General features: G+C 39.8%; 15 protein-coding genes. 1 reads left to right on the top strand and 14 read right to left on the bottom strand.

Features of this window, described 5'->3' with window-relative positions:
* Positions 1 to 258: 258 nt before the first annotated feature.
* A complete protein-coding gene (locus F897_RS10050) occupies positions 259 to 1,026 on the bottom strand; it encodes an alpha/beta fold hydrolase (RefSeq protein ID WP_005235551.1) in 768 nt (255 codons plus the stop codon).
* Between the two features lie 681 nt (positions 1,027 to 1,707).
* Between F897_RS10050 and F897_RS10045 the strand changes: the two genes are divergently transcribed.
* Entirely contained in the window at positions 1,708 to 1,989 is a 282-nt protein-coding gene (locus F897_RS10045) for a type II toxin-antitoxin system RelB/DinJ family antitoxin (RefSeq protein WP_005235550.1), read from the top strand.
* A gap of 34 nt (positions 1,990 to 2,023) precedes the next feature.
* On the opposite strand, the gene F897_RS10040 is transcribed toward F897_RS10045, so the two are convergent.
* From F897_RS10040 to F897_RS09980, 13 genes are all read right to left on the bottom strand, one after another.
* A complete protein-coding gene (locus F897_RS10040) occupies positions 2,024 to 2,392 on the bottom strand; it encodes a hypothetical protein (RefSeq protein ID WP_005235548.1) in 369 nt (122 codons plus the stop codon).
* 15 nt (positions 2,393 to 2,407) lie between these two features.
* Positions 2,408 to 2,773: an immunity protein Imm33 domain-containing protein gene (locus F897_RS10035; protein ID WP_005235546.1), complete on the bottom strand. Its 366-nt coding sequence runs from the start codon at positions 2,771 to 2,773 to the stop codon at positions 2,408 to 2,410.
* Positions 2,774 to 2,904: 131 nt separating this feature from the next.
* A complete protein-coding gene (locus F897_RS10030; protein WP_005235545.1) occupies positions 2,905 to 3,507 on the bottom strand; it encodes a nitroreductase family protein in 603 nt (200 codons plus the stop codon).
* Positions 3,508 to 3,926: 419 nt separating this feature from the next.
* Positions 3,927 to 4,418, bottom strand: coding sequence for a hypothetical protein (locus tag F897_RS10025; protein ID WP_005235543.1), 492 nt, complete (start codon positions 4,416 to 4,418; stop codon positions 3,927 to 3,929).
* Between the two features lie 338 nt (positions 4,419 to 4,756).
* Positions 4,757 to 4,930, bottom strand: coding sequence for a hypothetical protein (locus F897_RS17725; protein ID WP_005235541.1), 174 nt, complete (start codon positions 4,928 to 4,930; stop codon positions 4,757 to 4,759).
* 237 nt (positions 4,931 to 5,167) lie between these two features.
* The gene (gene fumC / locus F897_RS10020) at positions 5,168 to 6,562 is read right to left on the bottom strand and encodes a class II fumarate hydratase (protein WP_005235540.1); all 1,395 of its coding nucleotides are present in this window, start codon (positions 6,560 to 6,562) and stop codon (positions 5,168 to 5,170) included.
* Between the two features lie 139 nt (positions 6,563 to 6,701).
* Entirely contained in the window at positions 6,702 to 7,712 is a 1,011-nt protein-coding gene (locus F897_RS10015; RefSeq protein ID WP_005235539.1) for an NAD-dependent epimerase/dehydratase family protein, read from the bottom strand.
* 369 nt (positions 7,713 to 8,081) lie between these two features.
* On the bottom strand, positions 8,082 to 8,468 hold the full coding sequence (locus F897_RS16805; RefSeq protein ID WP_005235538.1) for a hypothetical protein: 387 nt from the start codon (positions 8,466 to 8,468) through the stop codon (positions 8,082 to 8,084).
* Complete coding sequence (locus tag F897_RS10005) at positions 8,468 to 9,010, bottom strand: glycoside hydrolase family protein (protein WP_005235537.1); 543 nt, start codon at positions 9,008 to 9,010, stop codon at positions 8,468 to 8,470. Before F897_RS10005 ends, F897_RS16805 begins: the two co-directional genes overlap by 1 nt.
* Complete coding sequence (locus F897_RS10000) at positions 9,010 to 9,279, bottom strand: holin (RefSeq protein ID WP_005235536.1); 270 nt, start codon at positions 9,277 to 9,279, stop codon at positions 9,010 to 9,012. Before F897_RS10000 ends, F897_RS10005 begins: the two co-directional genes overlap by 1 nt.
* 72 nt (positions 9,280 to 9,351) lie before the next feature.
* Positions 9,352 to 11,088 (bottom strand): hypothetical protein, encoded by a 1,737-nt coding sequence (locus F897_RS09995; protein WP_005235535.1) that lies wholly within the window; start codon positions 11,086 to 11,088, stop codon positions 9,352 to 9,354.
* Between the two features lie 79 nt (positions 11,089 to 11,167).
* Positions 11,168 to 13,762, bottom strand: coding sequence for a glycoside hydrolase family 24 protein (locus F897_RS09990; RefSeq protein ID WP_005235534.1), 2,595 nt, complete (start codon positions 13,760 to 13,762; stop codon positions 11,168 to 11,170).
* 59 nt (positions 13,763 to 13,821) lie between these two features.
* On the bottom strand, positions 13,822 to 14,154 hold the full coding sequence (locus F897_RS09980; RefSeq protein ID WP_005235533.1) for a hypothetical protein: 333 nt from the start codon (positions 14,152 to 14,154) through the stop codon (positions 13,822 to 13,824).
* Positions 14,155 to 14,157: the final 3 nt, after the last annotated feature.

Genomic DNA, 14,157 nt, shown 5'->3' with positions numbered 1-14,157 from the left:
ACTGTGCCACTTTTAATTTATAATTTTAACCCACTGAATTTCATTATGATTATCTATTTAAAATAAAAATAGAGATTAAATTTTGCACCAATAAATACATGTTGCCCTAAAATAGAAAATAAATTCTGAGGCGAAAAATCAATTAATTATCCTAAAAACACATCAAAATAGCGCAGGCTTTTAAATCAAAATATTAAAATGCTTACTAATGATGCATAAATAAAATGAGCAGAAAATACATCTGCTCATCAATATAATTTATTTTTCATCAATAAAATTTTGCATATGCTGCAAAACTTCCGCCGTCTTTTCACCATGTAGCCAGTGCCCTGCACTTTCAATCACTTCAACCTGTGCATGAGCAAACTGCTGATTGATGGCTTCAAAATGTTCAGGTGTAGAGATATACGATGAATTTCCACCTCTTAAGAATAATGCTGGAAGTTCATTTTTTTCTATCTTATTCCAAGCAGTAATATCTTCATAATGATCAAACAGTGCTTGCACATTAAACAACCACTGCCCTTTATTAAATGATTTTAAAAGAAACTGGATGACCATTTCCTCTTGAATATATTCACGCATAATTTTTGCTGCTTCATTTCGTGAAGCGACTTGCGCCTGTTGGACTGCAAACAAGGCTTTAAATATTTCAGAATGATGATTTTCTTGATATTGAATTGGCGTGATATCTAATACAACCAGTTTTTCAATCAGATCAGACGCCAGGTCTGCCAGCTTCATGGCAATTTTTCCGCCCATTGAATGCCCGACTGCAATAAATTTTTTAATATTTAAACTGGCTAAAGTTTCTAAAATATCTTCGGCCATGATTTGATAATTCACTTCATCAGAATGGCCAGATAAACCATGATTTCTGACATCAATTTGAATCGTAGTTGCCTGCTCTGAAAAATGTCGGGCTAACATACCTAAATTACTTAAACTACCAAATAAACCGTGAATAAATACCATTGGGGCTAAAGTTGATGTTTCATGGGTTTGTATTTGATAATTCAGGATCATTTGAGAATTCCGTGATTTCCTATGTTAGGTGTTAATAGTGGAGTTATATTGGAAGTTAATCAATTGCCAATGACATAATTTAAAATTTTGCTTAGGCTATTTTTATGGAAATAAAATATGCTTAGGCTAAATTGCAATATCTGCTCATAATTGAGTGTCACACTAGATCATTAATAAAAAAAATATTTTAAAATTTTTAGGAAATATACGAGTTTTAGAGGTTTATTTGGTATTAAGTTTTAATTATGGGATATAGATTTTGCGAGAATAAATATAAAGTAGAAAATTGCTTAGGCTATTTTAGCGTGCAATGATTTTACCGCCCTTCTTTTGAGTAAAAAAGAAACACATAAATATTTAATATTTCTTAATAAATTTCAAAAGTAGCTGATATATACCCGGTAAAATTTGTATATAAATAGATTTTTATAAAGTTTATTTAATGAGTAATTTAAAAAGCACTGAAATCCTTATGCTACGTATCAGAGTATTTATGCATTTTATAAGCAAGCTGAGAGTCGAAAAAACGAGCTAATTTTTTGGCCCTACCCTTTTGATTCATATACCTTCATTCAGGCCAACATCCCTAAATAAGATATGAATATTTAATTTCATTAGCTTCTATATACTTCATATCTGATAGTTTAAAGTAGTGTATAAAATGTATTCTAAGGCTATCTTATGAACAATTTAGTTAAAAAAAGCATTGAATTCTTAGTGGAACAAGACGTTGTTGAATCAGCTGAATGTGTAATAGCAGAAACGGGTTTAACTCCAGCAGAATTGATCACGATAGTTTATGGTGAAATTGTTCGAACAGGTCAAATACCTATTATTCCTCAAGTAGGGACTAAGGATTTCAATATAGCTCGATTAACAGCAGCGAGTTCCTTTATTCCAACTGTCAAAGTTTCCACTCCGGAACAGAAGGATGCATTTTTAAATGATGATGGTGGCTATTAAAACTCAAGACGATACTCTTGCTTTTATAGCTTAATTACACTTCCCTACTCTTACAAAATACTGCGGTGGTCATACCTGAATTATTCATGCTCTGTGCTTGTCGATCCAGAAAGCTTTTAGCAATCATCGCCATTGTGGACGCCATATTGAGTTCATGATTTTCTTCAGAAACTTTTTGAATATCTTCATAAGCCGTTAAACGCTGGCAGAATGCCTGACGTTGACTTTGTGCATCAGCATTCTGATCTGGCTCATCTAAAATATGTTTGGTTTCATTGACTATTTTTGTTTGCGTAGCAATAAACTGATCATAGTCCGCTTGTGAAAGCTTTTCGGCAAAAGCCATATTGTTCAATTGCATGCAAATAAAGAAAGTACATATTAAAGATGAGGATTTGATCATTTCGAAGGTCTTCTTTTAGTTTTCTTCTTTCCAGACATCTTCATAATCATCTGCATCAATCATGAAGCGGTAGCCCTGCTCTAAAGCCAGATAAGGTAAAACTTCAGGGGCGATATCCTGTAACTCACGCACAGTCATGGTTTCAAAAGCATCTTCATTTGAAGCCAGTTCACCACCATAAATATACCAGCTAATATTTTCTTCTGTCTCAGGCTTTCTACGGATTCCGACAATTGGATCCTGCTTCAATGTATGTACAGCCACTGCAACGACATCACCACCACTTACTTCTATATAGGCAGAACCGACCTCTTCACACAGCAATTTCTGCTCTGCAATCAGTTCCTGTAATGGTGATAATTTCTGCGTGTTTTTCGACATTCGTTTTGACTCATTAAATTCTTTAAATACCGCTTTAGTTTAGCCTAGTTTTAAAAAATCTAATGCGTATTTTTATAAACAACCTGAAGATCTGTCCTTAAAAAGGATTAAAGACAGATCGGAAATTAAGCTTATTGGAAAACTTTGAAGCGTTGATCATCTTCCAGATAATCTTTCGCACGCGCTTCGCCTTCAACTGAACCAAATACCAGTTGAGCACGAAGTTTCCAGTTTTCTGGAATATCCCACTCTGCATGAACCTGCTCATCTACAATCGGATTATAGTGTTGTAAAGATGCACCCAGGCCTTCAGTATGCAAGGCAGTCCAGGTAGAGAACTGAGCAATAGCAGTTGAATGTTCTGCCCAGATTGGGAAATTCTCGGCATAAGATGGGAATTGCTCTTGCAAGCCTTTTACTACATTTTGATCTTCAAAGAATAAAACTGTACCCGTACCAGCAGCAAAGGTTGCCATTTTTGCAGTCGTTTTTGCAGCACTTTCTTCATCTTTGGCATAGCTTTTTAATTTATCAGCGACAAAGCCCCAGAATTTTTCATGTTCGCCATTGAATAAAATAACGGCGCGAGATGATTGCGAGTTAAAAGATGACGGACTTTGCTTGATCGCATTTCGAATCAAATCAGTTAAATATTCAGGAGACTGTTCTACATTTTTACCAATGGCATAAATAGTACGGCGTTTTGTAATTAAATCTAAAAACTGATTCGACATTCGGTTAAATCCTTGGATATATCTTCGGGAAAACTGGAACCTTCACTTATTTTTATGAAGGAATTCTAATGAATAAGAATTCTGTGATTCATTTACTCACAAGTACTGATAGCTTAAAAAAATATGACTGAAATAGCTATATTATTAAAGTAATATCTTTATATATTCTTTTGATAAAGAATATTTTTTTAATTTATTTTTTATCAAACGATAAAATAAATGCCCTTTTCTGAGCCAATTTCTGTTTTAAAATAAGTCACCATGTTCAATGATGTAGCAGAAAATTGTTTTGATGATAAATATAGAAAATTGCTTAGGCTATTTATTGTCATAAGGGAAATGTCAATTCTTAGAAATCGCTATAAAAAAATCATCCCCCAATTTGGAGGATGAAATTGAATGCATCAGCTTGAATTTACTTAGAATTTGGCATTAAGCACTTGAGCAGAGACTTTATTTTTCCAAAGATCACGTAAGGTTGGTAAATAGAATTTTTCACCGAGTTCTACCAGTTCAGCATCAATCAAGCCATGCACATCATGCATAAATAGATAATCCAGATCCACACTAGAAAGCTTAAGATGTTTCTTCTGATATTCTCTGCGTTTTTGCTGTGCCTCTTTCACCAACTGATCTGCAAATGTCTTATCTTTATACTGGGTGATCGCATTTAAACGCAATTCAATAATGCCCCACCCTGTTAATAACATCTGAAATGTCTCAAAGTCCTGAGTGGTTGATTCCCAGGTCATTTCATCAAGATTTTCATTTTCTGGGAGAACAGGTAAAAGAAGTTCCATTACGCTTGGAAAAATCTTTTTAAAATTCAGAATAAATTTAACAGGATGCTCACCTGGATAATCCTTGAATTGAACCTTTTTTTGAACATCTGTTAAATAAATATCAAGCATTAAATTTTCCTTAAACAACCTGCTATTTTATGGATGTTTATTCATAAGCCCTAGAAACTCATGCTGAATAAACGATAAAACAGCAGTAAAAACGAACTGCATTTTAGCAGCTATATACGCTTATTCAATGTTAATTCGGTATGAGAAGCCATGAGGATAAGCTTTAGCACTAAAAAAACTTCAATAGTTATCTCTAAACATCCTTCTAATACGATTTCACCCGTAATTTTAAATTCTTTCTTTTATTTGCTCATGAATCTATAAAATTAAGAACTCCTGATGAAGAGAATAAAAAAGCCCACTCATAGAGCAGGCTTAATAAACAATTATGAGTTGAGTTAATCTATCTCACCAGTTTTGCCGGTTCCCATACATTCGATACACTGTTTAGCTTCCACAACGTTATAGCCGGTACCGCTACAGCTGCTACACTTCTTTTTTGTATAATCTGGATATAAATCCTCATCTGGATAGGGTTCGTCCAGATCAAAATCATCATCAAAGTCAGTCATCACCCTTACCTCATTTTTCTAGTTATCAGGGAATTTCTATTAGTAATCCTTCATTGCATATCTGTCAAAACCTGAACGATAGATGGTTCATAACATTTAAAAAACAAGCTCAATTGAATGAGAATTTTCCAGCAAAAACATGTGCTTGTTATTTTATTAAAATTTGTATGAATAATCCTTAGATATTATAAAGCCCTCATTTAGAGGGCTTTATTACTTAACCATATTAGAAAAGACTTATTTTACGTTTGGAGCCACCATATTTTCAGGACGAACCACCTGATCAAACTGTTCTGCAGTCACCAATCCAAGTTCTACTGCGACCTGTTTTAAGGTTTTACCTTCTTTATAGGCAGTCTTGGCCACTTTAGCTGCATTCTCATAACCAATGACTGGATTCAATGCAGTAACCAGCATTAATGAATCATGCAGGAAGTGTTCAATCTTGTCACGATTAGGTTCGATTCCGACTGCACAATTATCGTTAAAGCTGTTACATGCATCGCCAAGCAGTTGGATAGACTGCAACAGGTTATAAGCAATTACTGGCATAAAGACATTTAACTCAAAATTTCCTGATGCACCGGCCACATTAATCGTCGTGTCATTTCCTAGAACTTGAGCAACAACCATGGTCATGGCTTCACTTTGGGTTGGATTCACCTTACCCGGCATAATACTTGAACCCGGTTCATTTTCAGGAATACGTAATTCACCAAAACCACAACGTGGTCCGCTCGCCAGCCAGCGAATATCGTTGGCGATTTTATTCAGGCTAACCGCTAAAGTCTTTAAAGCACCTGAAGCAAATACTGCTGCATCACGGCCGGCCAAAGCTTCAAACTTGTTAGGAGCAGTGACAAAAGGCAAACCTGTTAATTCCGCTAGAGTATCCGCGGCCTTAACAGCATAGTCTGGATGGGCATTCAAGCCTGTACCGACGGCGGTTCCACCCAGTGGCAATTCATATAACCCTTGCAAAGCCTGATACAGACGAATCATGGCATGATCCAGTTGAGAAACATATCCACTAAATTCCTGACCTAAAGTTAAAGGTGTGGCATCCTGAAGATGGGTACGCCCAATTTTTACAATCTCAGCAAATTCCTGGGATTTGGCATGCAAGGTATCACGTAAACGTGTCACTGCCGGTATTAACAGTTCATTAATCTGTAAGCTGGCTGCCACATGAATCGCGGTCGGAAAAGAGTCATTGGTCGATTGAGCGCGGTTGACATGATCATTTGGATGCACAGGCTTTTGTGCGCCTAAAGGATTGCCCAGTTTCTGGTTAGCAATATTGGCAATAACCTCATTGCAGTTCATGTTACTTTGCGTGCCCGAACCGGTTTGCCATACAACTAGCGGGAACTGATTATCCCATTGACCGCTAATCACTTCATCCGCAGCACCGATGATATAGGTCGATAACTCATGAGGAATCTGGTTTAACTCGGCATTGGAGATTGCAGCTGCTTTCTTGACCAAGCCCATGGCACGAATCATGGCGCGCGGCAGATGCTCATTGCCAATCTTGAAGTTTTGTAGACTACGCTGTGTTTGTGCGCCCCAGAGTGCTTCACTCGGTACAGCGACTTCTCCCATCGTGTCATGTTCAATACGTGTTTGCATGCTCAACCTCAATTGTTATTCCATGTTTTACTCATTTAGACAGCAGCTTCAATGCTGTACCCTATTCATTCATCTTAATGAGTTTGATTAATTTTGCAAATGATAATTATTATCAATAATTAGCTTATAGGATTTTAAATCACTGCCCTCTTAACGCATTCTGATAGAACAACCATTCATCCTCTAACATTTTCCTTAAGGTATAGCGTGGCTGCCAATGTAACAACTGTTGGGCTTTATCCGTATTAGCACCCAGTTGATCCATTTCGGCATGTGGATATGGCAAAGCATCTACTGTAGGAACAGCAGATTGGGTGACTTCTGTAACCTGATCCAGCAAAGTCTGCATTGAGATCAGCTCTCCAGCAATATTAAAGGCTTCGCAAGTCCATTGTTGCTGTTGAGAAAGCCAATGTAGTGATTTGAATACCGCATCACAGACATCCATCACATGCAAAAAGCTGCGTTCTACCGTATAGTCTTCGGTCTTGGCCTGACGGCGCAATTCCAGATATTCACGCTGCTTCGCACCCACCTGCATGGCCAGAGGCACAATATTCTTTGGTAAAGGTGGCACCCATTCACCTAAAATGCCATTTTCAAAAGCACCCGCGACATTGGAAAGACGTAACATCGCAATACGCCATTCATTATCTGTCTTGGCAGTATCCCGGATGATTTCTTCCACCATCTGCTGTGATTTAATATAAGGGTTTGGATAAGTGTAATTGAAAGCCTGATCTTCTTTTAAATCTGTTCCGGAATGGCCATATACAGCCAATGAAGATAAATGTACCAGATTGCGCACTCCGGTACGCTGCATGGCACGCATCAGGCTCATGATACAGCTGACATTATCATTATAGTATTCAAGTGGTTTTAAAACTGATTCTTCTAATGATTTAAAGCTTGCAGTATGAATGACAGCCTGTACCGAATTCTGTTCAAAAACTTTATTTAGTGCTGGAGTGTTACGGATATCAATTTTGACAAAAGGCACATAGCGGCCAGAAATAAATTCAAGGCGTTCTAAGGTCTGGAGACTGGCATTGGCCAGATTATCGACCACAATGACCTCTAGTCCTTGTGCCATCAGACTTAAAGCAATATGTGAGCCTAAAAAGCCTAAACCACCCGTCACTAAAATCATTGTTTATCAACTCCATATACAAATCAATTACTTATAATTGTTTGGTGCAAATTTGGTGTTTACAATGACTTATCCACAGACTCTAAAACATAAAAAACCGACTCAAAATTTCTTCTGAGCCGGCTAATCTGCTCAATAAGTATAATTCATATTACAGAGTGGATAAACCGTAATTGTTGGTCTTGTGAATAATTAATGTATCCTTAATCTGTCCACTAATTGAAAAGTCCTCACCGAGAGGACTTTTCTACAATTGATACAATCGCTTTATGTCTGTTTTTGCAATCTACATATTTTCGCCGGTCATCAATCATTACCCGGATGATTTCTTTTGCTTGGCCAGATTTAAGTTCCAGCAGATCAGGGCATTCAGTTTTCAGATTTTCCGGAATCACCAGCTGCGTTGACCAAATGCACCCCGTCATCATCGAAACAAGTATTGATATAAACAGGACGCTCAATGACCGTTTGCACTTCACGTGTAATGGTTTCTGATTTGGATCGCTCAACTTCTTTTTGTTGTTCATAATTCTTTGCTGCCTCGTTTGCATTTTTCTGCCCCTGTTTTTCAGCATCAAGGTATGGCTTCAGTTTTTTATCGATCTTGTCCTGACAGATAATTTCTGCATTCAGTACCTTGTATTCTGCCTGGGTGCGTTTGTACTTCTGCCAGCCACCCCATAAACCAAACCCAATCAGCATTGCTAAAAGAAAATAAATAATTAGTTCATAAAACTTGGCGATAAAGGCTGACATCAGTTCACCCCCATGCACTTGTTGTAACGCTCAACTTGTCGGGTCCACACGCCATAGCAATTGTTAGAACGAATACTGCAGTCGCGCTTGGCCACATACTTCCATTTCAAAAGTGATTTACACGCCTGGATATATTCACGCGCTTTCAAATGACGAAGCATTGACGATCCAGACCAGGCACTTGTGCCGTATTGATATGTGAAATCTAGATACAGATCATATTCAGGCTGTGAAATTGGAATATTTAAGACGGTTTTGTTGAAGCGTTGCGCATCTTTATCCATATGCAACTTGAGATATTCAAACGCCTGTTTGCGGTCAATTGCTGGATCTGTCATTTTGACGCGCACACCATTTGGATAAACCGTGGTGCCGTGGCCAATGGTCGGCACATCACCCTTAACAGGAATCACTGGCTTAGGTGTATAGCCTTCTTTTATTGCTGTGGCTTGCACCTGTTCATCACTTGGACCAGTGATCCACATCCCGGCAGCAAGCACCAGAGAAGAACCAATCACGTAATATTTAGTTTTATTTGACATTATGCTTCCTCTCTCCACTGCTTGATCCGGAGCTGGTGAATTTCATCAGCACGTTTATTCTCCAGTCGCTTGTAATACCAGTTCACAGCAAAGCCACCCAATGCAATAGCGATACCCAGCCATGCCAGGACGTCGATTGATGCAAGGTATGCCACGAAACCAGAAGCGGCCCCTGCATATGTTGTTTTTGAAGCAGCGGAGGAAACGGTTGCTGCCATCTCCATTACTGCTGATTTCTGATCGGACATGCCGCCCCCAATTTTTGACATTAAAAAACCCTGATCTAATTAAAGATCAGGGTTGATAGTGATTTGTTGTGTGGAAAACACTATATTTATTTATTAGGCATCAATAGCTCCGAATGCTTTCCACACTCCTGGACTGCCGCCTGTTGTGCAAACCCAACCAATTTTCCCGCCATTGGACGGAGATTCATTCCAAACAATATTTCCTTTATCCCATGTGCCTGTAGTTGGTGCAGCAGCACCTACAGTTTGATAGTGTGTATTACCCATTGTTAAACCATTATTAAACCATGGACGGCTAACCTTGAGCGTGGTGTTAAAATCCTCTAGGAAGAATACAATACCACCCCCATCATTGACGCCCATTACAATACGGCCACTTACATTTGATAAAATACCAAATGAGGCTGTCTTGACTATATCGCTACCGATTTTAATTCCGTTTAAGCCAACTTTCGTGAACGCTCCACCTTTGCCATCATAGATATGCTGTGCGGATGTTGCTGCTGAAATTTGTTTTGTCACTAATCCAACGATTGTTGGTAATAAATGGCTTTCTGTATCGGATAACGGTTTACCACCTAGTGCGTTGATAACTAGCGAACGAGCATTAACACTATATGTTGAGTCGCGTTGACCCTCCGCATAGCATCCGTTGTATAAATTATTTGCGGGTGTCTGTGGTAGTCCGCTATTATCATGCAACCCACCTTGCATTACATAATCACCCAACGTATTAACATGGGCTTGGCAGGCTGTATAAACACTACCGAGCAAATTACCACCATAAAAACCAAATTCACCATTATAAGCTGCGCCACAAGTGTCATAATTAATCACATTCGAGTCGTCACCGTATTCGGCAAATCCGCTTTTACCATTCCACCCTGCCACACATTGTACGTTTGCACCTTGATTTGCAATACCGTCTATACGACCACCGTACACTGTTGCAGCAGCATTAACATTGGCGGCAGTTAAAATACCATGTTTTGCATTGTGCATTGCTGCAACACCAAAGAAGTTACATGGGGCATTTTTGATAATACCGTGTTCACTTGAGTTAATGACTGCAATATTTTCTAAAACCGCACCTGTACCTGAGACAACAACTTGACCAGTCGGCTTATTAATAATTCCGTATTGTGTATCACTCCATGTAAAAGCATGTACAACAAAAATAGCTGCCTTATATGTAGCTGTACCAACAGGGGTTGCACCAGCAAAATTAAAGATCGTTTTACATTGCTCACCTTGGCCAATACCTCGAATTTGGTGTGGTCGTGTTATATAAAACCCTTCTGAGAAATTATATTCCCCAGCAGGTACAAATATATCCAAAGCCCCACGCTCAGGAAAGGCATTATTTAATTTGAACCAGTTTGATGAATTTAACTCTGGTGAGTTTGTTGGAAGAATACCCCAATCCCGTGCGTTAATCTGATCCTTGTTTCGTTCAGCTTGAGCTGCGTTTAGGTTTTCTTGGTGCTCAAGAACTCCCTGAAGGTTTTTATCTTTGTACACAACAAAAGAGGCGTCCCATCCCTTATTAAAGAAATCCACGAGAATAAAAGCGCCATTTCTATTTTTAATCGCAATGGAGTGTTGTGCTGTCTTTAAGTAGACCTTAGTTGGGCTTCCGTTGCGCACTGGGTAGCCATTGCGCGTGCGGATTGGGTGTGTGGCAGGCACAGTAAAGTCAGCATCCCAAAACACCTCCACTGGAAAAAGTTCTGGGTCTTTTCCGTACTCCCCAAAAAACAAAAAACCCGCATCAAGCGGGCTTCCATCAATATCAGCAATGGCTGTGTATGGTGCTAAAAACATGGTCATAGCGTAAATTCCATTATTAAAATTTTGGCAATAAAAAACCCGACCTTAATGGATCGGGTTTGATTGATTTGTTGAGTGGCTAGAACTTGCCTGAGCCTCCGGCTGGCTTTTCAAATTGCTTTATGATGGCATGTGCCCTTGCTACCTCTTTTTTACCTTTCATATGCTTCACCGCCTCTCGCAATGCAAGCGTTACAGGTACAGGCACAGGCATTCCGGTGAAAACCGTTCCAATAGTGGCATCCATCATCGTTGCTATCAGTGTCCCCGTGTTTGACCAGTTGACACCAGTGCCTTCAGGAACGGTTTTGATGATCTTGGCAAGTTCTACAGCATTGCGAATCTTTTCAGCTTCCTGTTTTCCAAGGAGCGTATCGAGTCGCTGTGTAGTGCCATCAAGAGTCTTAACCACCTTTTCCATTTTTGATGCAAGTAAAGCATTATTACCCTGGGCGTCTTGAGCACCTGAGAAGGCTTCGTTACGGATCTTGTCGATGATCGATGCTTGCAAATCATTCCAAGCCTGCTCACCACCTTCAGACTGCAGAATCTTTTTCTTAACAAATTCTAAGTCTTTTTGTGAGGTGGTTGGCTTGATGATTCGATTCACAATATTTTCATCAATAATCTTCCGGTCTCCACTGTTAACACCTTTCTTCATTGCAACCAGATCAGAAAGAACGGCTCGCCCCTCCCAGCTTTGTTTAAACTGAGAATACTCTTTGCGAACTGCACGGAAAGCATTACTGCCGCTGTTATCTAGAGAGTTATCTATCAGTTTTTTAAGTCGTGTTTTGATGCGAATATCACCATCATCTGAGTTGCTGCCCAACTCATTGATAAGCTGGCGCCATTCTTCAACCTGATTAACGTTTGGCTCTTGTCCTTTAGGTTTAGGTACTAATCTCCCATCTACTTCATCAGCAACGCCAAGTCGCACTGCTGCGCGTTTTGCATCTCTATAGATTGCAGTAGTCTCAAGATCAACATTTTCATTAATTAAATCCAGTACGGACTGGCTATCTAGTTGAATACCACGCTCATCAGCTGCCTTGATATCGTCTTCTGCCCACTTTGGTCCATTACCAAGATTAACTTTTGTTTGTGCGCCTTCAGACTCGCGAACTGCCTGGTATTTTTTATTTACGGCAGCTCTCTCCACTTTAAACTGAGTTCCAAGCACATCATTTATACGATCACCAACTTCGGCTGCATTGGTTGTTGTTGCACCTTTGCTATAAATCATGTCATCAATAGCACTTCCAAGAGCTTGCTGCTGTGTATTCAAGTGCTCTTGAATGATCTGGCCAGCCTCACCACCTTTACGCGCTAAATTGTGCATTTCTGCCAAGTCTGTAGGGTTGCGTGATACCTGGGCTGTTGTAGAAGGCACATTGAATTCATCAAACAGAGCCTGACGAGTGGTTTCTATTGGCACCGCTGCAGCACCCATGCTACCACCGGTATCGGCAGTACGAAGACCGGCAGCCTCACTAACTTTATTAACAGTGCTCTTAGCCGCTTCTGTAATTGCGGTTACAGGTCGTTTAGCCTGCTCTACAGCTTGAGCAATTACAGGTTTAGCAGCTTGTGCCACTTCCCTAGCTGCTGTGGTCGCCACTGGAACAGATGCACGTCCTAAGGTTGCAGTAGCAGTACCAACACCACCCCCCAAGACAGGCGGCAAGGTATCAAGACCACTGTCTTCAATAAACTCACCCACTGCACCTACAGCACGCCTACCGCCTGCCGTGTTTGGTTCATAGGTTAGAGCATTAGAAAACTGTGTAGCTCGATTTACGGCATTCTGTGCGCCTTGCTGAGTACCAAACGTGCCATCAACGACAGATTCAGCAATACCATGTAGACCACCAGCAGCCTGACCAATCGCCCCACCGATTGCACCAGTTGCCAGAGTTGCACCGGCTTCTAGGCCACCAATGATTTTATCCATAGTGCTGAGCGGCTTTTCTTGTGGTTTTGGTTGTGGTGGCTGATCTTCTCGAATCACGCCATTTTCATCAAAATCAGGTAAGCCAGAAGGCTGTGCTTTTTGCGGATTCTGTTTGTCGAAAGCGTCTAGCAATCGATTCACATTAGCTTGTTTTTTCTGAGGATCAATCTGTTTTTTGGTGGTGCTGGCTTTGGCCTGTTTGTCATAAGCAGCAACCAGCTGATTGATCCGGTTTTGAGCTGGTTTGCGATCCGGTGCCTTTACTTCACCAACCATATTCTGGATATCCCTCCAAGACTTCTTTGGTTGTGCATAAGGTGATGATGGCAAAGACGCCCATTCATTGCCTAATTTACCCACAGCTTTAGTGAAGTCACCTTTCATAACATCACCCAAAGCACCACGGCCTAAAATCAAAGCCACTGCTGCCAAGTCTTGGTTTTTCGGTGAGAAGTCTGTTAATCCGTATTTTTTGGAAACCTTGTCCCATGTTCCCTTTAAAAACTGGTAGCGGCCAGCTGCTGTGGTTGAGTTCTTTTTGCCATCAGTCTGGGTGAATTCTTTTTTGACATTCGGATGGGCTTTTAAATCATCAGAACGCTCATTACCAAATATGGTGTTATACCCATGCTTTACGCCTTCAGCATTCGCAATAACATCCAGCATTTTTCGAACATTCGGATTGCTCAGAGCTTTTTCAAGTTCTTGACGTGTAGCCATACACTTTCCTTTGGGTAATAAAAAACCGCCCGAAGGCGGCTTGTTTGTTAATTCATATCTTACATACTACAACCTTTACTCTCGATTGCATGTCTAACAGCTTCTTTTTCGCCTCTAACATTGGCAAGTTCTGAAGCTTCTACGCCATCACCTTGACCATATCCCCACCACATTGCTTGCATTGTGCTGGTCTTTATCCTTTGCTCTTGAGCTATTACAAGTTGGTTTTCTCTTCTTGCTAATGAGTTCACTTCATTTGCTAATTGTGAGCAATTAAAATTCTCATAACGCAATCCAGATGTATAGGATCCAGTTATTTGTGAAGGTTGAGTTGGCATATTCATGCAACCAACAAGAGTTAAAGCAAACCCAGATAGAATAATATTTTTCATGTG

This window comes from Acinetobacter variabilis (assembly GCF_000369625.1).
GTDB lineage: Bacteria > Pseudomonadota > Gammaproteobacteria > Pseudomonadales > Moraxellaceae > Acinetobacter > Acinetobacter variabilis.
This window is presented reverse-complemented; position numbering and strand designations above follow the sequence as displayed.